The 24,319-nt window shown below is 42.0% G+C and carries 19 protein-coding genes and 1 tRNA gene; 7 read left to right on the forward strand and 13 right to left on the reverse strand.

All coding sequences use genetic code 11. The features are described from left to right. Positions 1–52 precede the first annotated feature (52 nt). From AC570I_RS03065 to AC570I_RS03075, 3 genes are all read right to left on the reverse strand, one after another. Positions 53–1,006: a sterol desaturase family protein gene (locus tag AC570I_RS03065; RefSeq protein ID WP_497404292.1), complete on the reverse strand. Its 954-nt coding sequence runs from the start codon at positions 1,004–1,006 to the stop codon at positions 53–55. Between the two features lie 68 nt (positions 1,007–1,074). Further along, positions 1,075–2,133 carry a 3-dehydroquinate synthase gene (gene aroB, locus AC570I_RS03070; protein ID WP_497404293.1) on the reverse strand — a complete coding sequence of 353 codons (1,059 nt, stop codon included), beginning with the start codon at positions 2,131–2,133 and terminating at the stop codon, positions 1,075–1,077. Beyond that, a complete protein-coding gene (locus tag AC570I_RS03075) occupies positions 2,133–2,339 on the reverse strand; it encodes an RNA-binding S4 domain-containing protein (protein ID WP_010599515.1) in 207 nt (68 codons plus the stop codon). The genes aroB and AC570I_RS03075 overlap by 1 nt, the downstream gene beginning before the upstream one ends. Before the next feature lie 93 nt (positions 2,340–2,432). Between AC570I_RS03075 and AC570I_RS03080 the strand changes: the two genes are divergently transcribed. Further along, positions 2,433–3,620: a proline dehydrogenase family protein gene (locus tag AC570I_RS03080; protein ID WP_497404294.1), complete on the forward strand. Its 1,188-nt coding sequence runs from the start codon at positions 2,433–2,435 to the stop codon at positions 3,618–3,620. A 55-nt stretch (positions 3,621–3,675) separates the two neighbouring features. Here the strand turns inward: AC570I_RS03080 and AC570I_RS03085 are convergent, their stop codons facing one another. The 4 genes from AC570I_RS03085 to AC570I_RS03100 all read right to left on the reverse strand — a co-directional run bounded on the left by AC570I_RS03085 (position 3,676) and on the right by AC570I_RS03100 (position 6,537). Further along, positions 3,676–4,314, reverse strand: a complete 639-nt coding sequence (locus AC570I_RS03085; RefSeq protein WP_497404295.1) for an HAD family hydrolase — start codon at positions 4,312–4,314, stop codon at positions 3,676–3,678. A gap of 198 nt (positions 4,315–4,512) precedes the next feature. Continuing rightward, positions 4,513–4,842, reverse strand: coding sequence for a c-type cytochrome (locus tag AC570I_RS03090; protein WP_497404296.1), 330 nt, complete (start codon positions 4,840–4,842; stop codon positions 4,513–4,515). A gap of 31 nt (positions 4,843–4,873) precedes the next feature. Then, a complete protein-coding gene (locus AC570I_RS03095; protein WP_497404297.1) occupies positions 4,874–6,292 on the reverse strand; it encodes a PQQ-dependent sugar dehydrogenase in 1,419 nt (472 codons plus the stop codon). Between the two features lie 62 nt (positions 6,293–6,354). Beyond that, complete coding sequence (locus AC570I_RS03100; RefSeq protein ID WP_497404298.1) at positions 6,355–6,537, reverse strand: hypothetical protein; 183 nt, start codon at positions 6,535–6,537, stop codon at positions 6,355–6,357. A gap of 148 nt (positions 6,538–6,685) precedes the next feature. Between AC570I_RS03100 and AC570I_RS03105 the strand changes: the two genes are divergently transcribed. The 3 genes from AC570I_RS03105 to AC570I_RS03115 all read left to right on the forward strand — a co-directional run bounded on the left by AC570I_RS03105 (position 6,686) and on the right by AC570I_RS03115 (position 7,998). Then, positions 6,686–6,877 (forward strand): cold-shock protein, encoded by a 192-nt coding sequence (locus AC570I_RS03105; protein WP_497404299.1) that lies wholly within the window; start codon positions 6,686–6,688, stop codon positions 6,875–6,877. After that, positions 6,877–7,074, forward strand: a complete 198-nt coding sequence (locus tag AC570I_RS03110; protein WP_047797429.1) for a cold-shock protein — start codon at positions 6,877–6,879, stop codon at positions 7,072–7,074. The genes AC570I_RS03105 and AC570I_RS03110 overlap by 1 nt, the downstream gene beginning before the upstream one ends. Positions 7,075–7,224: 150 nt before the next feature. After that, positions 7,225–7,998: an AraC family transcriptional regulator gene (locus tag AC570I_RS03115; RefSeq protein ID WP_497404300.1), complete on the forward strand. Its 774-nt coding sequence runs from the start codon at positions 7,225–7,227 to the stop codon at positions 7,996–7,998. 74 nt (positions 7,999–8,072) lie between these two features. Here the strand turns inward: AC570I_RS03115 and AC570I_RS03120 are convergent, their stop codons facing one another. After that, positions 8,073–9,341: an Hsp70 family protein gene (locus AC570I_RS03120; protein WP_497404301.1), complete on the reverse strand. Its 1,269-nt coding sequence runs from the start codon at positions 9,339–9,341 to the stop codon at positions 8,073–8,075. Positions 9,342–9,481: 140 nt separating this feature from the next. Here AC570I_RS03120 and AC570I_RS03125 point away from each other — a divergent pair, with 140 nt between their 5' ends. Beyond that, entirely contained in the window at positions 9,482–10,447 is a 966-nt protein-coding gene (locus AC570I_RS03125) for a hypothetical protein (RefSeq protein WP_497404302.1), read from the forward strand. Between the two features lie 4 nt (positions 10,448–10,451). Here the strand turns inward: AC570I_RS03125 and AC570I_RS03130 are convergent, their stop codons facing one another. Further along, positions 10,452–12,611, reverse strand: coding sequence for an HRDC domain-containing protein (locus tag AC570I_RS03130; protein ID WP_497404303.1), 2,160 nt, complete (start codon positions 12,609–12,611; stop codon positions 10,452–10,454). Between the two features lie 117 nt (positions 12,612–12,728). Between AC570I_RS03130 and AC570I_RS03135 the strand changes: the two genes are divergently transcribed. Both AC570I_RS03135 and AC570I_RS03140 read left to right on the forward strand, forming a co-directional pair. Continuing rightward, entirely contained in the window at positions 12,729–14,972 is a 2,244-nt protein-coding gene (locus AC570I_RS03135) for a GH92 family glycosyl hydrolase (protein ID WP_497404304.1), read from the forward strand. Positions 14,973–15,076: 104 nt separating this feature from the next. After that, positions 15,077–15,150, forward strand: a tRNA-Ile gene (locus tag AC570I_RS03140). A gap of 281 nt (positions 15,151–15,431) precedes the next feature. Here AC570I_RS03140 and AC570I_RS03145 read toward each other — a convergent pair. The 4 genes from AC570I_RS03145 to AC570I_RS03160 all read right to left on the reverse strand — a co-directional run bounded on the left by AC570I_RS03145 (position 15,432) and on the right by AC570I_RS03160 (position 24,316). Continuing rightward, on the reverse strand, positions 15,432–17,966 hold the full coding sequence (locus AC570I_RS03145; protein ID WP_497404305.1) for a zinc-dependent metalloprotease: 2,535 nt from the start codon (positions 17,964–17,966) through the stop codon (positions 15,432–15,434). A 9-nt stretch (positions 17,967–17,975) separates the two neighbouring features. Next, on the reverse strand, positions 17,976–19,343 hold the full coding sequence (locus tag AC570I_RS03150; RefSeq protein WP_497404306.1) for a RagB/SusD family nutrient uptake outer membrane protein: 1,368 nt from the start codon (positions 19,341–19,343) through the stop codon (positions 17,976–17,978). A 7-nt stretch (positions 19,344–19,350) separates the two neighbouring features. Beyond that, complete coding sequence (locus AC570I_RS03155; protein WP_497404307.1) at positions 19,351–22,923, reverse strand: SusC/RagA family TonB-linked outer membrane protein; 3,573 nt, start codon at positions 22,921–22,923, stop codon at positions 19,351–19,353. 193 nt (positions 22,924–23,116) lie between these two features. After that, a complete protein-coding gene (locus AC570I_RS03160) occupies positions 23,117–24,316 on the reverse strand; it encodes a FecR family protein (protein WP_497404308.1) in 1,200 nt (399 codons plus the stop codon). Positions 24,317–24,319 lie beyond the last annotated feature (3 nt).

A 24,319-nucleotide genomic window follows, 5' to 3' on the forward strand; every position in this document is an offset into this window, starting at 1 on the left:
GGTTTAAAAAATGATGTATAAAAAAAGGCCTGCAAATGCAGACCTTAATGTGTTAACCTGTAGAGCTTAATTCTCTCTTCCGCTCATGAATATTGGTAATGTTATTTTCTTTTTCAAGTGCTTCAGCTTCCCGTAGTTCCTGCTGCATCACTTTGGCAATTTTGGTGCTGCCATCGTGGCTCCATCCAGGAGGGTTGAAGATGTATTTTACCTTATCAGTAAATCTTGGTGCTTTCTTCACATCTGCACTTAGGGCAATGAATTCGTGGAAGATGATATTCATCGGTCCCGTGTCTTTTGGCTGCGTGGTTAAGCCATACTTTACTTCATCTTCCGCTAACTCGGCCTGAAAAGTACCAAACCACCTATCCCACAAAATAAGCACCATACCCATGTTTTTATCCAGGTAACGAACATTGCTGGCATGGTGAACACGGTGATGTGATGGCGTAACAAAAACATATTCATACCATTTTGGGAACTTGATGTTATACTGAGTGTGAACCAGGTTACCGTAAATCTGCGTAACGAGGTAGGCAAAAAGGATATCAACTGCTGTAAAGCCCATAAATGCCAGTGGCAGATAAAAGAATACGCGATACAGCGGTTCAAACACCGTAGAGCGGAAACCCGTAGTGAGGTTAAAGTGTTCTGATGAGTGATGGGTAACGTGTGCTGCCCAAAAGAAACGTACATAATGGCCAACAGTATGTAAAAACCAGTACAAAAAATCCTGGGCTAAAATCAAAACCAACCAATAAATCCAGACATTCTGAATCTGAAATAACCGAAACTGATAGCAGTAGCTCAGTAAAAAGAAGGTGCCTGTTTTGGTGGCCAGGTTAATTACAATGGCGGCCGTCATTAAATAAATGTTTGTCCAGGTATCGCGTTTGGTGTAAAGCTTCCTGTCGTGAAGGTAGCTGAAATACATTTCAACTAAAGTTAAAACGATTACAAAGCCAAATAATCCTACTACAGAGATATCACTTCCAGTAAATTTCATCTATACTTAATTTAATGGTTTAAGGTGCAGATAGTTGATGTTTTCAGGGTCGAAAAGCATTACTGCTACTATAAACTGTTATAATAATCCAAACTGCTTAAAATATCCGCAGTACTTACACGGCAGTTAAACGTGCATTTACCTGTAGCTTCTAACAAAGAGAATAAAATATTTCCATCCTCATTCTTCTTATCGCTTTTCATCAGGTCCAACAGGGATCCGAAGCTTTCTTTTTCAATATGATATTTAGGATATAACGACAAAATATAATCGCTGATATCTTTTAATTCCTCTTTCGTAAGCGTGCTGTTCTTGATGGATAATGCAGCTTCGCATATAAATCCAATAGCAATGGCTTCACCATGGGTTAAAGGATTTTCATCGTTGGCAAGTGAATAACCTTCAACAGCATGACCAATGGTATGTCCGAAATTCAAAATCTTCCTTAAATTTTTCTCATGCGGATCGATCGTTACCACCTCATTTTTGATTTCCACCGATCGGTAAATATCTTCCGCTGATGGGGTTAAGTAGTTACTTGTTTTTAACTTCTCGTAATAAGGCTTGTCGTAAATCAGACCGTGTTTGATCATTTCGGCAAATCCAGAAAGCAATTCGCGTTGCGGCAATGTTTTCAGGAATTTGGTTTCAATAAATACCATTTGGGGGAGGGTAAAAGTCCCTACCATATTTTTCACATTGTCTATATCGATACCGGTTTTGCCGCCTACTGATGCATCAACCTGGGAAAGTAAAGTAGTTGGTACATTGATGAAATCAATTCCACGCTTGTATGTAGAGGCAATAAATCCGCCCATATCAGTAATTACACCCCCTCCAATATTAATCATCAGGCTTTTACGGTCGGCTTCAAAATCCAGCAGCGTTTTCCAGATGCCGATACAGAAATCGATATTCTTATTTTCCTCGCCTGCAGAAGTCTCTATTAAATCAAAATCACCAAAATCATCCATTAATGCCTGGAAAACAGGTAAGCAGATTTCGCTGGTGTGTTCATCAGCAAGGATAAATACTTTACTGTATCTATTGCTCTCCAACAGGGTTTTTAAGGCATCTAAATTGCTTTCGAAATAAAGCGAATGGCCTGCGCTCGTTAAGGTTTGCATTATATTATTTCGATTTTATCTTGTTCAAAGGTGATGATATCGCCAACCCTTACTTTATAGCGTTTACGAAATTCCACTTCGCCATTGCACTTCACCAGGCCATCCATTACAGCAGCCTGGGCATCACCACCTGTACCAACCAGGCCGGTGGCCTTTAACAGCTGAATTAATGGAATAAATTCGCCTTCTAATTTGAATTGTATCATTATTGCTGCAAAAATACGATTATTTAGTTGTTTTTAATTTCTACAACCAATGCTTTTTATAATTTTGCATCCTGCTGACTTATTAAACAACAAATGATGGATTTATCCTCCAATAAACAACCTAACTTCGATAACACGGAAGTGGCATTCCGCCAGAAAAGCAACGCTGAACTGAAAAAAGCATATTGGCTTTTCAAAATGATCGGCAGCAATTTCCTAACCAAGGTTGGGCCCCCGGTTACCAATTTCTTTTTGAACATTGGCTTACCCATTCAGGGTGCCATCAAAGCCACCATCTTTCAACAATTTTGCGGTGGTGAAACCATCAGGGAGTGCGATAAAGCCATTGCCCAGCTGGCAAAGGGTGGGGTAGGTACCATACTGGATTACTCCGTTGAGGGCGAAGAAGAAGAAGCCGTTTTTGATGAAACCTGCCAGGAAATTATTCGTACCATTCTTCGTGCCGATGGTGATGTCAATATTCCGATTACAGTTTTTAAAATTACCGGCATAGGGCGTTTTGCCTTACTGGAAAAACTGGATGCAAAACAAACGCTTAATGCAGCGGAGCAGGCAGAATACGACAAAGTTAAACTGCGTTGTGAAATGATTTGCAGAACAGCATTTGAAAAAGGAGTACCGGTTATGATCGATGCCGAGGAAACCTGGATACAGGATACTATAGATGAGCTTGCTGTAGAGATGATGCGTAAATTTAATCAGGAACGCATCATTGTTTACAATACTTACCAGATGTATCGCCATGATAAACTGGCCGATATGAAAGCTGATCACCTGATTGCCAGGGCAGCAGGATTTATCTTAGGCGTTAAAATGGTTCGTGGAGCTTACATGGAGAAGGAGCGTAAACGTGCAGCGGAAATGGGTTATCCTTCACCAATCCAACCGGATAAAGAAGCGTCAGACCGCGATTACAATGAATCACTGCGCTATTGTGTAGATCATATTGAAGAAATTGCGATTGTATGTGGTACACATAATGAAGATAGCAGTCGTTTGCTTACCTATCTTTTAGATGAGAAGAAAATAGCCCACAACCATCCGCATGTTTATTTCGCGCAGCTGCTTGGAATGAGCGATAACCTGAGCTTCAACCTTGCTGATGCCACATACAACGTGGCCAAATATGTTCCGTACGGACCGATTAAGGCCGTTATGCCATACTTGTTCCGCCGGGCACAGGAAAACACTTCGGTTGCAGGACAAACCGGTCGTGAGTTAGGATTAATTGAGAGAGAACTGAAAAGAAGGAAGTTATAGCCTGATGAATTTAGCCGCAGATGTGCAATACCATCTGCAGTTCTGCGGCTATGTATTAATCCAAAATCCCATTGGCTTTTAAAAGCGCTTCCAGCTTTGCAGGCTTCTCCGTCATTAACAGGGTATTTAATCCTACTTTTTTTGCCCCCTCAATATGTTGCGGACTATCATCAATAAACAAAGTTTCAGCCGGATCGAGATTGTTCTCTTTTAAAACCTGCTCGAAAATATTGGTATTGGGCTTACGAAGTTTCATTTGTTGAGAAAAGTATGCTTTCTCAAAGTAATCGTCGTAATTGTTCAGCTGGAATGTTGTTTTAAGGTAATTGATAATCCAGTTGTAATGTATTTCATTATTATTGCTTAGTAAAAAAGTGCGGTATTTGTTTTTTACTTTTAAAAGCAATTCATGGTTTTCCTGAATGGTTCCAATCAGCAAACTGTTCCATGCATCATCAATCTGAGCGTCTGTAAGCTCAGGTTTGCCAGCTACTTTACGAATGCCATTTCTGAATTCAGCCGGAGTGATCGTGCCTGTTTCAAAATCATCGAAAAGCTGATTATGTCCTTTATGAGCAAAGAAATTGTCTATATCTGTTATCCCCAGCTTTTCAAATGCCGCCTGTGTAATTCTGAAGTCGATATCGAAAATTACGTTTCCGTAGTCAAAAATGATGTTCTTAATATTTTGCATAACCCTGAAATTTGATGCAAAGATATTATTGGAAAACAATCTTCCTGCATCATTACCTGGATTTAATTAGAATTACCGCGTTGGATACCGGGAGTTTTGATTTACTTAGGCGGTCAAAACAGATTTGTTTTTACTGATGTTGGCCGGGGGCGTAATTTTTCCGGCTGCAGGTAGTGAGGCAACCGATACATCCTTGTGTCACAATGTCATAACCCATTCGGTTATCTTCTTTACCTCGGCATCTTTCATGTTGGCATGTGCAGGCATTGGAACTTCTCCCCATACGCCATGACTGCCGCTATCCACCTTCGAAGCAAGGTAATCGATCGCTTTAGGATCAGTTTTGTATCTGGCAGCAATTTGATCTAATGCAGGTCTTCTTGAAGCTACTGACTCTTTATGGCAGCTGCGGCAATCTAATTTAAGTATCAGGGTTTTACTAATAAGCGTTTTTACAGCCTGGTGGTGGCCAAACCGAGCACCTGCAAGGTCAGTTCGATCATAAATATAGCTTTTGCATTGGGGCAAAACGTTTTGTGTAAAAATTTATGCTTGATGATTATTGGCTCCTGCTCATAATGTAGTCAGCCAGCTTTTCGATATCCGCCTTGCTAACCGCCCCATTCCAGGCTGGCATACCTTTATCGATATAACCATTGGCAATGCTGTTCATAATGGCCTGCCTGCCTGCTCCATGCCTGAATTTCTTTCCTGTTAAGGCATAAGTAGTTGATGTACCCTGCAGGTTTTCACCATGGCAGGAGGCACAAAGCTGCTTAAAAAGGTTTTTTCCGTTAGCAGGTTCAGTCTTTTCAGGCTGATTAGCAACAATCTTTGTAACGGACTGATTATTTTTCGCCTTAGCCGGCCGTAAACGTAATACCATGTCATATGGCCTTTCGCCTTTGCTTTCAGGCATGTCGAAATTTGAGGTAGACAAATATAGATAGCCACCCGGGCCAACAACAAGCGACCTGATCCGTCCGTAAGCTTTCTTAAGAAGCATCTCCTGTTTTGCTATCTTACCATTCTCCAGTTGTATCCTTAAAATCGACTCGCCCCGTAAACAGGCTACCAGCAGATTTCCTTTTAATTGCGGAAAGGCATTGCCACGATAAATTATAGTTTCTGATGGGCCAATAGAAGGGGTATATTCCAATAAAGGACCCACCATTGCCTCCCGTGTTTCCCGATGATGTGCTACAGGCCAGCCATAGTTTTCGCCCTTACGAATAATATTTACCTCATCGCCTCCTGTAGGACCATGTTCCGATTCGTAAAGTACAGCACTTTGAGGATGGAATACCAATCCCTGGGGATTTCGATGACCATAAGACCAGATCTCTTTTCTGGCAGTATCATTTTTAGTAAATGGGTTATCGGCCGGAATGCTGCCATCATCATTTATCCGCAATATTTTTCCATTAAGTGCTTTTAAGTCCTGAGCCAATGCTGGTTGATCAGCATCGCCGGATGTCAGATACAGCTTTTTATCCATACCGAAGATCAGCCTGCAGCCTGTATGGTTTCTTGCAGCTGGAATATTTTGCAGTAAAACTTTACCCTTAATGAGACTGTCGCCGGCATACTGATATTGAACAATTTTAAGCCAGAGGTGGTTATCCGCTGCATAATTTTGTGCCAGGTAAACCCAGTGGTTCTGATTGAAATCAGGATGTATTGCCATGCCCAATAGCCCGGTTTTCGTTTCGGCCCTGATATCTTTCACCGTCAGTACCGGCCTTGCGGATAACTTACCGTTTCTATATAACCTGACCGCTCCTGTTCTTTCGGTAAAAAGCATTGTCGCGTCGGGCAGGAAACATATCTGCCAGGGTACATTCAGATTGGTTGCCAGTGTATCGATGTCGAAATAAACGCCATCGTCTTCGGGATGAACATCCCTGGAATAAAAGCTGCATAGCAAAACAGCTGCAAACGCGGTTACAGCAGCAACAAATCTTCTGATCCTATTCATGGTTAGTTAAAAGGATTTATTATTCTAAATCTACTGATTTAACATGAGTTTATAAACAATATTTATTTTATCACCAGGATGGTACCGTCCCCTTTTAACTTATAATAGTATTGTTTTTCGGTTTTTCTTTCCAGTACTTCGATGTTGGATACTTCTCCTTTTTTTCCGGTGTCATCTGCAACTTTATCACCTGCTTTCACGTTTTCCAGTTCTTGGATACTGCTTCTTTTGGTTAGCTTTTTCATAATGAGGGATAGATTAGTGTTAATTGAACAACAGATGGCGGTATAGGTTTTTAATATTTGAGCTATATCTATTAATTTCAGGTAGAAATCTATTCGTTTGGAAAACTTTTTAAATATTTTTTATGTTTATCCATCAAAAAATAAGTTAATGCAGGGTGTAGTTAAGTTTTACAATGAGTCTAAAGGGTTTGGATTCATTACATCAAGTGACGGTGAAGAAGTATTCGTTCATGTTACCGGGCTCGTTGATAAGATTAATCAGAATGATCACGTATCTTTTGAAGTTGTACAGGGCAAAAAGGGTCCGAATGCTGTTAATGTTAAATTAACCCGTGCGTAATGAGACTAGGCACAGTTAAGTCTTACGATCCGCAGTCGGGTCACGGACACATCACACCTTCAGATGGTGGAAGGGAATTAAATGTCTTTGCACATGGCGTGCTTGATGAGATTCATCCCAATAGCATTGTTCAGTTTGATATTGAATTTACTAAGCAGGGAGTAGAAGCAGTTCAGGTAAAATTGCTTTCCTCGTAATCACGTTAAATCTTTATAGAAATAGCCTCCAATTTGTTAATTTTGGGGGTTTTTTTATGAGTTCAGTATTCTGTTTAAAATAATCGAGATTCCTCATGGTATTTTTTTGATTGTAAAGGGATATTATATTGAATCAAAATAGTTTGTCTAATGATACAGTTGGAGCCGATAAGCGGGATTTTTAAAAGAGATCGGGCGCTGCAAGCCGTGTTTCCCATGCGCGTGTTGATTATAAAGGAGGGAGATGGCTTCCTTTGTATGAACTCGGGAGATTACGAGCTTAAGGACGGGAGGATTTTTTTCATTCCCGAAGAGGGATTAGTACGTCTTGAAGGCCGCATTGAATCAGGATACTGGCTTAATTTCAGTAGTTTGCTCTATTCTGAATTTCTGCTTCAGCATCTGGATCCCCTTGCTAAAAATTTATTTCTCAATTTGTCATTCCGTGATTTAGGAAAAGAATCCAGACAAACTTATAGCTTAATCGAGCAGCTGAAAAAAGATATTAAGGCAAAAAAGGATCTTTCCTTTTTAATGCAATATATTTCTCTTTTCCTGGGCTTTACTGCTGGTTTAGATGGTTATATGGCGGCGTGGACACTTGATGAACTCGATCAGGTATTACGTTTCCGGGCCATTCTGGAACAATTTTTCAAAAGCGAGAGATCCATTGGTTTTTACGCCGAAGGCATGGGCGTGAGTCCGAAGAAACTAAATTCCTTTCTCCATAAGGTGCTGGGAAAAAGCTTTTCAATTTTGATTAAAGAACGCGTGATGAGGGAGGCTGAAGAACTGCTGCTGCATAGCGAAAACAGCGTTGATGAGATTGCTTCTTCCTTAGGGTTTGATAGTGCAGCTAATTTTTGTTCCACCTTCAAACGGCATCGCGGTGTCACCGTTAATCAGTTTACTCATTTAGGTTGATAGGTGTGGCAAGTATCAAGTATCTGATAGTAACTATCAAGTTAGGACTTATGGGTGGCAGGCAGAGACTTATTTTAGTCCTCAAACAAATACCCGCTATATGCAAGGCCTTTAGCCACACTCTTGAAGTTATCACCTGAATTTAAGGGGATGTGTGGAAACTTCGTTTTAAAAAGCTCCTGAATGGCAGCAACCATCGATGTTCCTCCAGTTAAAAATAAACAATCAATTTCATCTGGCTTAACCTGATAGGTTTCCATGAAATGATTGAGGTAGTGCTCAATTTTGTTTATGTCTTTCTCAATAATGCTGTTATACTGCGCCAAATTAATATCTTCATTAATTTCGATACCCATGTTCGAATAGTTGAAATTGGATAAAGGTTGATCCGACAGCTCTATTTTGGTTTTTTCAATCGACCGGAAAAGTGAATAGCCCAGATTATTATCGATCAGTGTGATTAAATTTTTGAACTTTGGGTCGTTGCCGGAATAGTAGTAATAGTCGTCAATCTCCCTCTGAATCTTCAAACCATTAAAAAAGTTCATTTTATCCCAGGTACAGATATTGGCAAACAAAGATTTAGGAACTGTTAATACTTTGCCTTTTGTTGCTTCATAGGTAGTGTTTTTTCCAAAATACGGCGTTCCCTTTTCCCACATAAAAGCCGAATCCAGACTATCTCCTCCAATATAAATACCTCCCGAAGCAATCATATCATTTTTACGATCTTTGCTACCAACCTTTTCCGGGTCGAGAATAAGATAGGTGAAATCTGTTGTCCCCCCGCCTAAATCCGCTACCAGCACCCTTTCTTTTTTGGTAATGGTTTGCTCATAGGCGAAAGCAGCGCCGATAGGTTCAAACTGAAAGCGGACACTGGTAAAACCGGTATTTTGTGCTGCTTTCATTAACCGGCTTTGTGCTAAAGTATCTTTTTGCGTATTCTCATCGTCAAAAAAAACCGGGCGGCCGATTACTGCTTTTATGCAGTCTACTCCGGTAATCTTGTCCGCTTTCTGCTTTAAGTCTTTCAAAATTAAAGTAACCAGATCAGCTGCGGTGTAGCGTTTATTATGAATCCGGGTTTCAGTGAAAGTAGTACGGGAAAGGATCTGTTTAATTGACTTGATGAAACGCCCCTTCATCCCATCATTTAAATAAGCTTCAATGGCCTTTTCACCAACGATGTGACTTTCTCCATCAACAAAGCTTTTGCTTTCGGTAAAATAAATCAATGAGGGAATAGAAATGGTATCTATAATTTCCTTCTTGTCTTCATCATAAATAGAAAGTGCTGAGTTGGTTGTACCAAAGTCGATTCCGTATAAAAAATTGCTCATGTGTTGGGAGGTTACCGCTTAAAAAATGGGGTTGCGAAAGTATTAAAAAAAGCAGTTAAAGCATAATTAATTTTCCAAAACTTATTATTTATTAAAACGTTAAGTTGTTATCTTTATACCAAAAGCCAGCCTGTTCCGAATTGAGAAAATATCTATTCCTGCCCGTTATCGTCTTGATCCAGATGCTGTTGTCAGCAGATTACGCAGCCGCACAAAGCCATGCTGATACCGTCAAAACCGGCATCTATGTCACCAGCATTCACGATATCAATTTTAAAGATAAAGAGTATACTGTAAACTTCTGGCTGTGGCTTAAATATAAAAACAAAGATTTCAATTTTATTGAGAATCTGGAAATTCCTCAGGCTAAAACTGTAGAAAAATCTTTCTCCACCATCGATACCACAGGTAATGAAGTTTATCTGCTCATGAAATTACAGTGTGTAATGAAAGATTCCTGGGCAATTGATAACTTTCCTTTCGATCATCAAACGCTGCGGCTTTCCCTCGAAAACTCACAGTTCGATTCCAAATCGCTTATTTTTGTGCCAGATACTCTTGGAAGGCAGTTTGATCCGCGTTTTGCCCTTCGGGGATGGAATATAGACAGTTTAAAAACCTCCTCCGGAATAAAGGTGTACGAAACGGCATTTGGCGACCCGGAAGTCAAGGTTCCGCAGACTCAGTATAGCAGTTATAAAGTTAAAATAGGCATCAGCAGAGATGCCATAGGCTTATTCTGGAAAATGTTCCTTGGGATGTACGTTGCGTTCCTGATTGCTTATATGTGTTTCTATATCCATGCCGATAGTATTGATTCGCGTTTTGGACTAAGTGTAGGTGCGCTGTTTGCCGTAATCGGAAACAAGTACATCATTGATGGCTCATTACCCGAATCAACCACTTTTACACTTGTAGATACACTTCATGGTCTCACCCTGAGTTTTATCCTCATCATCATCATTTCAACGGCCTATTCGCTAAAAATGATCAAATGCGAAAAGGTGGAAAAGGCCGCACGCTTCGATCGGATTTTTGCTTTTGTTTTACTGGCCGTCTATATTATTCTAAATGTGTTTTTTATCATGGAAGCCCTTCATCCCTGAGATCCTAAAACAATTCACTGGTGCCCAGGTGCGCATTTACAATTCTGGTGATGGCTTGGCCCAATTCTTTGGCATTGCCAAAACCTACGCTTTTTATTGCCGCAAGCTGATCGGCGGTTCTGGGCAAACGCTCGGCAATGGCCAGCAAAGCCAGGTCTGACAGTACTGCATAATCCTGAACGCCACGTTGCACCGCCACTGTTTTTCTCCACTCTGCCAGGTTTTTGTATACCTGCGGATTGGAAATTTCTTTTGGTTTAAACGCCGGTTTCGCTGCATTGCTTCCAGCAGGTTTTTTATTACTTGTCGCGTGGAAAGTACTGATGTAATCATTAACGGAAAATGGTATCCATGAAATCCGGAACAGCGCCAGTTTAACCTTCAGCACATCCAGGCAGTCGTTAACTTTATTCAGTAGTTTTTCCGAATGCGTATCGCTGTAAAACTTAATGGCAACAATTTTATTTAAAAGATTTATGGCATGCTCAAGTTTCGGGATAAAATAGGCTGAAGCCTTTTTTAAACGTTCCATAAAAGCATTTTCATCCGTGGGGTTGCTCGTTGTTGATACCTTTGCAAACTCCTGTGAAAGGAATTTATTTGCAACCCTGATCACCTCATTCTCCAGGATCTGGTTGCCTTCTTCGAACAAAGTTACGAAAGCCTGCTTCTCATCCTTATCTATCAGTTTGGAGCGGCCCAGCTTTGCCCAGTCTTTTGCCAGCAATGAAAAGTCGAGCAATTCGCGGATCAGGCCCCAGGCATATTCCTGGCTATATTTCTCCAATAACAACAGATCAGGCTTCTGCTGATGTGAAGCAGAGGTAAAGCGGGTTACTTTTTCATCGGTCAGGATGTTTTCATTTTTTACAGGCGATTTCAAAATTAATCCTTCCAGACTGCGGCAGCGGCTCAGCGCCACATAAGCCTGTCCATGGGTGAAAGCGCCGCTTACATCTACAATTGCCTTGTCGAAAGTCAGTCCCTGGCTTTTGTGCACAGTAATGGCCCAGGCCAGTTTAAATGGGTATTGGGAAAATGATCCGGTACTGGTTTCATCTATTTTATTATCCTGGCTACTCAGGCTGTATTTTACATTCTGCCAGATTTCACGTTCCACCTCAATTTCATGTCCATCGGAAATAAAAGCTACCTTAATGGTGTCGGTAGTAATCCCGGTAATCCGGGCAGCCTTGCCATTGTAATATTGCCTCTTGCCCGATGAATCATTTTTAATAAAAATCACTTGCGCACCTCGCTTCAGCTTCAGCTTTTCATCGGTAGGGTAGGCATCTCTGGGGAAATCTCCGTTCACCTGCGCATCGAACTCAAAGGTTTCGCCTTCCAGTTTCTCCAGGCAATTCTGATTAATCTCCGAAACCATTTGATTGTGTGTGGTTAAGGTGATGTAATCGTCTTTCCATTCCTGATCCAGAGATGGATCGTAACGTTGGTTTAAGGCCTCCAGCAAATCAGCATTCAGGTGGTTCTCGCGCATGGCGTTTAAGATATTCAGGAACATGGGGTCCGACTGACGGTAAACCTTTTCAAGGGTAAAGGTTACTACAGGCATCGTACGAAAAATCAGGCTGTCGAAAAAGTATGGGCTGCTATAGTGAGCACCCAGGATGTGCCATGCATCGTGAAAAATTGGCGACAGTTGATACAGATCGCCGATCATCAAGACTTGTACGCCACCGAAAGCCCGGTTTGATCCTTTAACCCGTTTTAATGTACGATCAATGAAGTCAATGATGTCAACCCGCACCATACTAATCTCATCGATAATAAGTAACTCCAGACACCTGAGCAGGCGTTGCTTTTCATCAGCATACCTCATCTGGCTTACATCCTGCTCTTCGGCATTAGGCACCAGCGGACCAAAAGGAATCTGAAAGAATGAATGGAGCGTAACACCGCCGGCATTTATTGCCGCTACAGCGGTAGGCGCCACAACGGCAAAGTTCTTTTTCGTAGTTTCCCTTATTTTACGAAGCAGGGTTGTTTTTCCTGTTCCCGCCTTTCCGGTAAGGAAAACAGGTTGGTTGGTGTTGGCTAAAAAATCAAAAAGTAACTGGTGTTCCGAATCAGGGCTGTTCATATTACAGGCAAAAATAACCATTTGGGCACTGGTAATGTGCCAATAACAATTTGTTTTATCCACATTATCCTGGAGGATTTAATTCACCTTAACCAAAATGTTATGTGATTATCCCGGTTAAAATTTTACTTTTAAGGCTTTAATTTATACTGCTAAATCGATTAATTATTTTTAGTTAACATGATCAAAAAGATATTCAGTCTGGTTGTCCTCTTTTCAGCTACAGTTTTCTATTCCATAGCGCAGGATTATTCCGGTGCGGGCAATCTTAAGTATGTTGATCCCAGGATCGGTAATGTGGGGCAGCTGCTTGAGCCCACACGGCCAACAGTTCAATTGCCGAATCAAATGATCCGGATGTTCCCGATACGCAAAGATTACATGGACGATCAGCTATCCAGTTTTCCGCTAAATGTGGTATCGCATCGTTTGGGTGAAGTGTTTTCCATTATGCCATGGGCCCAAAAGCCCGATGTGAGTACATGGAACAAGCGCTCCACCTATGATCATGAACTGGAAGTTACGCGGCCCTGGTACTATTCTACCTATCTCATCGATCAGGGAATCAAGGTTGAGTTCGTACCCAATCAGAAAACGGGCTACTACCGGTTTGAATTTCCCGCAAATACTCCGAAATCTATTTTGCTGGGTACCTATAATGATGGCGAAAGTGAGTACCGCTTTATTTCCGGAAACGAAATTACTGGTCTGGAAACTTACCACGACAAGGTTAAAGTATACCTCTACGGGGTATTCAGTGATGGTGCAAGTGTTGGGGTAATCAGAAATGATCAGCTCAGTGCGGAAACTGCTGTGAAAGGTGATCTCACTAAAAATGTTAAAGCTTATGTAAGCTTCCCGGCCAAAACTGCTGCAAAGATCGAGTTCCGGTATGCGATATCATATATAAGTGCCGCTCAGGCGCGTAAAAACTTCGAGCGCGAATTTAAAAATCAAACCTTCGAAACATTGGTGAAGCATGGTGAAGATGCATGGTCTAAAGTGATTAACCAGATCAAAACCATTGGCGGAACTGATGGACAGAAACGTTCCTTTTATACGGCCTTATACCGTACGTACGAAAGGATGGTAGATATTACCGAAGATGGACAGTACTATAGCGGGTATGATAACCGGATTCACCAAACCATCAGGCCCTTTTACGTGGATGACTGGACCTGGGATACTTATCTCGCGCATCACCCCTTAAGAACCATCCTCAATCCGGCGCAGGAAGAAGATATGCTGAACTCCTATGTTTCCATGTACGAACAAAGCGGCTGGGTACCTACTTTTCCGGTATTGTTCGGAGACAATCCGTGCATGAATGGCTTCCATTCTACGCTCGTATTCTTAGATGCCTACAATAAAGGTTTGAAGAACTACGATGTGCAGAAAGCCTATGAGGGGATGAAGAAAAATGCAGACGAGGCAACCATGATGCCATGGAAAAATGGTAAGGGCGGGGAATTGGAGCAATTTTACTATAAAAATGGCTACATACCGGCATTAAAGCCTGATGAAAAGGAAACTGATACGGCTGTAGATTCGTGGGAGAAGCGACAGGCGGTGGCCGTTACCCTTGGCAACAGTTTCGATGACTGGGCACTGGGACAATTTGCACGTAATTTAGGCAAGCAGGAAGATTACCAGCGTTTCAATAAACGTGGCCAGAATTACAGAAACCTCTGGGACGCCAGCAAGCAGCTGTTTATGCCTAAAGATCAGTATGGCAAGTGGATCAACATCGATCCGGTGTTTGATGGTGGCATGGGTGCCCGTGATTATTATGATGAAAATAATGGCTGGACATACCTGTGGCAGGTGCAGCACGATATCAAGGGCCTTCAAGGGCTGTTTGGCGGAAGTCAGCAATTTGAAAACAAGCTCGATCAGCTTTTCCGCGAGCCACTGGGCAGGGCAAAATACGCTTTCTGGGCGAAACTTCCTGATGCCACAGGTTTGGTAGGGCAATATTCAATGGGTAACGAACCAAGTTTCCACATTCCGTATCTTTATAATTTTACCGCTTCTCCCTGGAAAACCCAGAAACGCATCCGTTTTTTATTGGATACCTGGTTTAAGGACAATATTTTCGGCATACCGGGCGATGAAGATGGGGGAGGGATGACCGCCTTCGTGGTGTTCTCGTCTATGGGTTTCTATCCCCTAACCCCCGGAATTCCGCAATATACCATTGGTAGTCCGGTTTTTGAAAAGGTGACCATTGATTTGCCTAAGGGGAAAAAGTTCGAACTGGTTGCACACAACTGTTCGGTAATCAATAAGTATATTCAAAGTGCTAAGTTTGATGGAAAGGTATTGAATACGCCGTGGTTTACGCATGAGCAACTGATGAATGGGGGCAAGCTGGAACTGGAGATGGGCGCAATGCCGAATAAAACCTGGGGTGTAGTACATTGAAAATGAGGTGATAGGTTGTTTTTTGTAAAAATTAGCAAAAAACATTTTCGAAAATTGAATTCAAATTTGTAACATTGCACTCGCAAAAAACGTAAGTTTTTTCCGGGCCTATAGCTCAGTCGGTTAGAGTAGAAGACTCATAATCTTTTGGTCCCTGGTTCGAGCCCAGGTGGGCCCACAAACCCTTCAGTATTACTGGAGGGTTTTTTTTATACTCAAAAAACTACACTAAGAGGCTATTTAAAGTCTGTTTTAATGATTTTCTTATGTTTATAAAGTGAACTTTTACACAGGATGTACGAATAAGACCTCATTTAATTGATGTTGTAATGTGAACATTTTATTGTTGGAATAGTTGCCATAAACAAAAATGGCAGTCCCATCGCGGTCCTGCCATTTGTCATCAAACTAACTTATTATTATATATTCCTATCCGATGAGATAAGGCTTTTGTGCCATTTACCTTGCAAGTCCGCTGCTTTCTGCATTGAATTTGCTGTCAATTAACGAAATCATCTCCTTCAGGTGAACACGGTTTAATTCATTTAGACCTGGCGTTTTGAGGGTAGATCTGAATAAAGCCTGTTGTTTTCTCAGTTCATTTCTAATCATTCCATTTAAATCCGTTACGGTGAAACGATACGTATTCGGAGGATTGATTTGTACCATATCATTTGCGAAAAAACCTTGCATCAATAAGCGCCATACATACAGTTTTTGCATATTTCTACGATAGGTGTCCGAATTTTGACCCTTGTACAATTCTTTGAAAATACCTTTATCCAGGTCGCTGAACATGTTAGATACGGTATATGCATTCCCTTTATCGTTCATCTCACTGGTAAGCATTCTGCTTAAGCGGTTTCTGGTAATCAGGCTGTAGATTGCGTTTTCCTGTACCGCATTTAATTCCACGCCGAAAGTAATATTCAGCTTATTTTCCAGACTTTTATTCATCAGCCATGTTGGCGTCGTAAATACATTATCGTTAAGAAATTTAACAGCCTCACGTTGTTTCCATACTGGTGTCGTTTCCAAACGTAAGCCGGGTTCGCCTACCACTTTCGGGGTGTTATTTTCACCCGCTACGTTTTTGGTTACATGGCCGATGTATAAACCATACTGATCCCATACCCCTTCATAGGCAGTAAATAATTTTCCGAAATCATCGCCAGGTACACTTACCCATTTCTCCAGCTGCGGAAGCATTCTCTTCAGGTTTTTAATCCCATAAGTACTGGCCAGCATGGCATTGTCGCCCAGATCTTCATTTTGCGAACGGGGATCAAAAGGTTCACCTTCAAATCCGAACCATAAGCGATGGTTTTTTTGAAGAGAATCGCTCACCATTTTAACCAGCGACTTACTTTCTTCTTCGGCAGAACTGAATTCAGGGTGCCAGGTGTAAGCCCATTTAATGGCCCATTTGTCATAATCGCCAATGCGTGGAAAAATGCCTTTCTGACTGATATGATCTTCTGGTTGCGCCACATAATTGAAACGTGCATAATCCATAATAGAGGGGGTATGGCCATTAGCTTCTACCCAGGCTTTGTCGCGTAATTTTTCGACAGGTACAGTAGAACTCGAACCGAAATTGTGCATCAGACCCAGTGTATGTCCAACTTCGTGAGAAGATACAAAACGGATGAGGTTACCCATCAGCTCATCGCTGAAAGTGGCTTTTCTGGCTTCAGGATCAACCATGGCAGCCTGAGCACGGTACCATTTTTGCAGTAACGACATCACATTGTGATACCAGAAAATATGGCTTTCAATGATCTCCCCGCTACGCGGGTCGGAAGTGCTCGGACCCATCGCGTTGGCAATTGCCGACGGACGGTAGATAATTGCCGAATGGCTGGCATCATCAATGCTCCAGGTGCTATCCTGTTCTTTAGTTGGTGCTTCTTTGGCCATGATGGCGTTTTTAAATCCAGCAGACTCAAAAGCTTTCTGCCAATCGTTAATACCTTCCATTAAATAGGGTATCCATTTTTTAGGGGTTACCGGATCGATGTAGAATACAATTGGTTTAGCTGGCTCCACCAATTCACCTCTTTTGTACTTTTCTACATCTTCAGGTTTAGGTTCCAGTTTCCATCTTTTTACATAAGTAGTTGTTTTTACCCCTTGCGGATCGGCATCGAAATCACGGAAAGAAGTGGAGAAATATCCCACACGAGGATCAGCCAGGCGCGCGCGCATGGGTTGCGCATCCAATAAAACCAATGATGCGTTTAAGGTAACGGTATAGCTCGAACCGGTAGGGTTCATACCGGCAGCATAGGTTTTAACCGAACCGATCTCGATGTTTTTCGGGTAAGTGTGGATATAGTCGACATAGCTTTTGTCGTTCTGCTGAGCACCCATTCCCGCCTTATCTTTAAACATCTTTTTCTGGAAATACAGTACATCGTTATCACTGTTTAAAAATTCGGTAACGTCCACAACCATAGCCGATGAATCTTTCGGCATGGAGATGATAGGGAAAGCCGCAACAATAGCACTGATGTTGTTTTTTTGCTGACTGGCAAACATCGTTGTTGTACTGTCTTTCGACAATTCGGCGAAGGAAATCCTTCTTAAGAAAAGCTTTTTATTCGGGCCTTTTTCAAACTGGAATACGGTTTCACCAATCTGGTCGCCGGCATACCCTGATGAACCATTGCGCATATCAGCCGAGGCTTTGGCAATGCGGCTTACAATCAGGATATCTCTTCTTAGTAACTGGTTTGGTACTTCAAAATAGTATTTATCTTCTTTCTGGTGTACGGTGAAAAATCCGTGCTGCGTTTTTGTTCCTTTTGAAACGATCTCGGTATACGGTTTTAAGCCTGTAGCTTTGGCCAGGCTATCAGCTTTTTTCTTCGCCTGATCTACAACTGCAACGTTTGCAGCCGGGGCAGGTTTTTTTCGAAAAAGTGCACAGCCCGAAATGCCAGATGTAATGCTGATGGCTGCGGCCATTAAAATGGTTTTTTGTTTTAACATGGGTAAATTCTATCTTGGGTTTTGTGTGATTTCAGGGTTAAGCGTAATGTATTTATCCGCTATGGCATATACATAGCGATTGCCGCCGGGCTCAAGGGTGTAAGTATTCCCTTTATACACGCGTGTTAAAGTGCTGATAAAGCCGGCATCTTTGCTAAGGCGACGCTGATCGAACCATCGGAATCCACGGCCTACAAATTCGCGTTTACGCTCCTCTATCACCAGGCGCAATGCTTCATTGGCATTAGCAGCCGTTTGGTTTATATAGGCCGAAGCATTGTCATAACGCTTTTTGCGGAAATCGTTCAATAGGCTTAGCGTTGCTGCTGTATTTCCAGCCCGGGCCTGGCATTCTGCTTTGATCAGGATCATTTCAGGAACACTCGGACCTACATAACCACCATCACCTGTGAGTATGGATTTATTGTAAGCGCGTGCAATGGTGAAGTTGCTGAACCTTACTGTGGCACCCGGTACAGTGAGATAGGTGTAGCGCAAATCCCTGGTCTTATCGTACATGCTTTCTGCATCGGCACTTAATGGAAACGCTGTTGGATACTGACTAGTCCTTTTTAACCATATTTCTTCAGGATTAAAGATTTTAGTAGGGAAAACCGCCGTGGGTGATTTAAAGGAATTGAGATCCAGAAGCGTGTTTTTCAACGACAGCGCTAAATCAGCATAGCGTTGTGCCTGAGTGAAATCGCGCTTATGAAGGTACACGCGCGCCAATAGCCCGTAGGCACCAGCTTTTGAAGGGTTGGTATTGTAATCTGGCAAATCCTTCAAATTAGGGACAGCCGCCAGCAAGTCGTTTACAATCTGATCGTAAACATTTTGAACACTGGCGCGCGATAAGTCTGTCAGGAATTTCGGCTGAAGTATTAAAGGCACCGCCGGGTCAGTAGTGGCAGTGGCGGGATCATACTGCCTGCCATAAAGATTAACCAAGGTAAAGTAATCAAATGCCCGGTGTACCAGTGCGTATGAAAGGCCTGATTGCTTGTCGGTTTCAGCCCCGTTACTACCCATAATGCCATTAACTACAGTATTCCAGATAAATATTTTTTTGTAATTGGTTTGCCAGTCCAGGTCTTCTTCATTGGCACCATAAAAGCGGTCGGCCCACATATAAGCATTTCCGGCTGGAACAGTTAATCCATTTTGCCATGTGGTTTCTGTAGTACCACAATCATCGCCCGAAAAAACGGGATAATAATAGCTTTGCTCGTTTAAAAAAGAGTTATTCATCAACTGCATGTAATCTACAGTTGTAATTAATGGTTTCGTTTGCTCAGGGGGAATTTCAACATACTTTCTGCATGCCAAAATGCTGAAGCTGGCAATAGCCAATATGATATAATTAATTTTTTTCATGGTGGGATTAAAGCGTTAGTTTAAGGTTGAATACATAACTCCTGGTCGGTGGAAGGTTGATAAATGAACCAGTCATTTGATAATCGGGGTCAATTTTTTCTTCATTGGCTACCCATAGTAAGCCCAGGTTGCCCAGAGTAAAGCCAGCACTGAAGTTTCTGATAAATGGTACCTTTTTTAACATGTATTGCGGAACATTATAGTTGAGTGAGATTTGCTGAAAACGGATGTTTCCTGCATCCCTGACATTGAGGTCGCTATACATGTATCTGTTAAAACTATTAAAATTCGTTCCGCTTAACCCGGGTACGTTTGTATTAGCCTCATCACCTGGTTTTTTCCATCGGTTAACCAATGCCTGGCTGGTGGCCAATAATCCTGAAGAAGATGCGCCATTTGGATAGTTGCTGCTATTGATGTTCTGGATCAGGAATTTATGCCCGAGGTTGTAGGTGATCCTGGTAAATAATTCAAAGTTTTTATAGCTGAACACGTTTAAAAATCCTCCGAAGTAAGGAGCCGTCGTCCTACCGGCATAGGTTCTGTCTTCAGGTTTTATGGCTGTTGAGGCTGTTGATTTTACGACAGTACCATCAGCGGTATAAATTTGTGATTGGCCGGTATTATCTAATCCTGCCCAACGATAAACAAAGAGGTTATCAAGCGGATAGCCAGTAGTAATGGTAGCAGTACCAACAGTAACTGTAGTGGGAGGGAAACGGCTATCGGTAACCTTGTTTGTGTTATATGAAAAGTTTAATGTCGAAGTCCAGCTAAATTTGGTGTCCTGGATAATTCTGCCTGTAAAACCTAAATCCAGGCCGTGACCAGCCAATGTTCCGCTATTGAACTGTAAGGTGCTGAAACCATATGCTGAATTAACGGGCTGGTTAATCAAAATATCTGTTGTTCTTTTGCTATACAAATCAACTGAAAAAGAGATGCGGTTATTCAAAAACGAGGCATCAACACCTCCGTTTACCATTTTAGTGGTTTCCCAGCCAATACCCTGGTTTGCGGGGTTCGATATAGTAACATAGGTAAGTTGGGTAATGTTATCTACAAGGCCGGAGTTGATGGTAGTAAAATTGCTGGATGCTAAAGGCGGATTCCCTGCAGTACCAACGGTTCCCCGAAGGCTTAATGAATTGATCCAGTTTAAATCGGCCATGAAATTTTCTTTCTTAACATCCCAGCGTAAACCCGATGACCATAGCGGGCGGGCGCGGTCTCTTCTGTCTACGCCAATGATATTAATGTCATCAAAACGCACACTACCACTTAGGTAATACTTTTCCCTGAAGCTGTAAGTTCCATTGCTGTAGTAGGATAAATAGCGGGTCCTGTTTTTAAAAACTGTTCCCTGACTTGTTAAACGGCCTGTTGATCCGGTGATGGTGTTATAACTGATTATTGGCGTCACCGCAACCGATGTGGATCTTTCTTCGTCATAGCCGTACAAGGTTTGTTCGGTGCCCTGATATTTCGACTCGCGGATTTCTGTTCCGGCAATCAAATCAAAATGATGATCACTGCCAAAATTTTTGTTTGCATTTAGCTGACCTCTCAAGCCATAATCATCAAAAGTAGATCTGCTGGTTTTGTAAACACTTCCTTTTGGAACGCCATTTACCCTCAGATAGCTTGAATTGGTAAGGTTTAGCGGATTTGTAGAGTTGTTGATGAGATCTCTGGTCAGGTAACTATTCAGATTCTGGTTATTGATCTGATCAGCAATTGATTTCTGATACTGTCCGGAAACCGTCACATTCAGCCACGAGGTAATGATGCCTTTCAGGGAAGCATTCAACCTGATGTTATTTTTATTTGTAATGGTGTGGTTGTAATCAAGCTCATCAATGGCATTGTATGTCCAGGGCAACAAATTTTTGGTACGGGTTAAACTATCTGAAACCCGTGTAGTAAAAGTAACACCCCGGTAAATTCTGTTTCCATTATTATCTACCAGCTGATCATATGGCGCCATTCCATAAATACCAACTCCCAATGCCTGCAAAGCGGCTGTATTAACCTGTGCTGACTGATAGTTATAAACCAAACCAGTATTAAGCGTGATGCGCTTGCGCAGGAAATCATTCGTAAAACTGGTATTGATGTTATAACTTTTGGCACCATTACTTTTATAAATCGGCTGATCTTTGGTATAATTTCCAGAAATATAATATGAACTGTTATCTGTTCCCCCCGAAAACGACAGGTTATATTGTTGCGTAACGGCCCTTTGCAACAGGTATTCGCGAAGCTGATCCTGATTAGACCGGTTTCTCAATACATTTAAAGCCGAATCGCGTTGCGCTGTATAGGCTGGGTTACTTTTCGCTTTGAACATCCATTCCTGTGCTTCTGAAACAGGAGCACTTCGATAACCATTTGCTGGTGATGCAATAATGGCCGCCACCGGATCGCTTACAAATCCTTTATCTACCAGTTCTTGTTCCAGGTCAATATAATCAGAACTGTTCATGGAAGTCAGTTTACTGAAGTCTGCCGGAGCCGAGGTGCTCACCATGCTGCTGAATTTGATGGTATTGGCACCCCTTTTTCCTTTTTTGGTTGTGATCACAATTACTCCATTGGCTGCACGGGCACCCCATATAGATGAAGCTGCCGCGTCTTTAAGGAATGTGATGCTTTCAATATCATCAGGGTTAAACTGACTTAGGATGGCATTTCCAGATGTATTGGTAACAATTGGATTCGATGGATTTCCATTAATGCCATTTGAGGTTACCGTAGTAATACTTTGACTGATGGCTGGAAATCCGTCGATAACAATAAGGGGAGCGTAATTGCCCGAATATGAGCTTACGCCGCGAATTTGTATTTTGTTGTTTCGCAGGTCGACTGCTACACCAGGTACCGTTCCCTGGATGCCCTCCAATAAGTCAATTTTCGGGCGGCGTTCGATATCTTTAGCCGTAAGTACACCAAAAGAACCTGTAGTACTCACTTTGCTGAGCGTTTGATATCCTGTAGATACCATCACTTCCTGCAATTCTTTGGTAGCCATCACCATTTTGATGGTCATATTTGCGCTGGCTTTTAACTCCTGCGTTACATAGCCTACGCTCGAAAAAACGAGGGTAGCGTCATCAGGCAAACTGGCGAAGCGAAAGGTTCCATGTTCATTGGCCAGCACTGTGCGTGCAGTACCTTTAAGGGTTACGGTAACCTTTGGTATTTCAGCCCCGGTTTCTGCATCCAGGATTTTTCCATCAATATCAATCGAGGAGAAAAAGTCGACTACTTTATCCAGAAATGGTTTGTCGGCTTTCCGGATTACTATGGTCCGGTTAATGATGTTGTAGGTTAACGATTTTGGTACCAGTACTTTATCAAGCACTTTTTCAAGAGGGGTATTGTCAAAAACAGCATCCACCTTTATAGCATCATTCACTTTGCCTTCCTGCCACAGGATATTGTATCCGGTTTGTTTTCTGATTTGTGAAAACAATTGCTTGAGTGAAGTGTTTCTTTGGTTCAATGTTATATTTTGAGCAAATCCATTGGCATGTACCTGCAGCAAAAATGTAGTCATTAGTAAGATTGTTAGTTTCATCGCACGAACTATAGATTTATTAATCCAGGTAGGAGCCTCAGATCGGATTAGATCCTTAAATTTCATTACATTTGTAGTTTAGTGGTTTATTGTCTTGTTTGATACGTTACATGAATACACTAATTTTTTATACCGGGAATGTTCGCAGCATTTCCGGTTATTTTTTGTCAGTGCATTTTAATTGGGGTATAAATTAATCCATCACAGTTACCCTCCTTCCCGAAATTTTAAAATGAACTGATCCTGTTGATTCAAGTACTTCAAGTAACTCAGAAATATTTTTAAACCTGGAGGTACTTCCATTGAAGACATCATTTTTCAGGTCCTTATCTTCAAAGACTACCTCCACATTATACCAGCGCTCAACTTCTTTCATAATGGCAGCGAGATTCTGACCATTGAAAATGAACAGCCCGTTTTTCCACGCCATGATTTCTTCGAGGTCAGCAGTTCCTGTTTGCATGGCTGATCCGCTATTGATGGCCATCTGGCCAGGTAACAGATAGACCTGATTATTCGAATAAGTGTTCCCTTTCGAGACCACCCGGACTGCTCCTTCAAGTAGTGTAGTTTTCGTCAGGCTTTCGGGATACGCGTTGATGTTGAAATGTGTGCCCAACACTTCAACACGTTGATTCTGGGAATTTACATAAAAAGGCAAACGCTCCTTATGGCTGGCATCCTGATAAACTTTAGCAACTTCGAAATACGCCTCACCTGTTAAGCTCACCTCACGTACTTTTGCAAAACGTAGGGGGAACTTAAGGGTGGATTGTGCATTTAACCAAACCCTGGTGCCGTCTGGCAGGTTTACCTGATATTGGCCACCTTTAGGGGTGATGACAGTATTCTTTAGATTGGTATCGCCGGAAGCAGCAGATTGATCGATAGTGTAAATCAGCTGGCCGTCTTTTGTCTTGGTAATGTCTATGCCGGATTCGTGTAGCAACTGTCCGCTGGATATGGCTTCAAGATCAATTTTTTTTCCGTCAGATAATAGTAGCATAGCTTTATTGCCGCCAGGTGCAATATCATGATCGCTAAGACGATTGAAAACCGAACCTGTTGTGGTATGAAAATAAATGCTAATGGCACAGGCCAGTAAAACGATGGCTGCGGCTGTATAGCGATACAATGGGATAAGTTTGGTATCCGAACGTTTCGGCTTGAAATCCTCATGCTGTAAAAGCCGCTGATAAAAGTTTTCTTGTTCATTGGGGCTATGAAAGCTCTCATCCGTAGTAGCTGCCCAAACCTGATCAAGGCTTGCAGTAAACCCTGCATCATTTAAATCCGTTTTAAGTGCCTCCATCAACTCATCATACTCTGGTCGGGTAATGGTTCCGTTATGGTGTTGATGTAACAGGTACTCTATCCGGGCAGATTTAATCATAGC

It is taken from the genome of Pedobacter sp. A2324, from assembly GCF_059693705.1.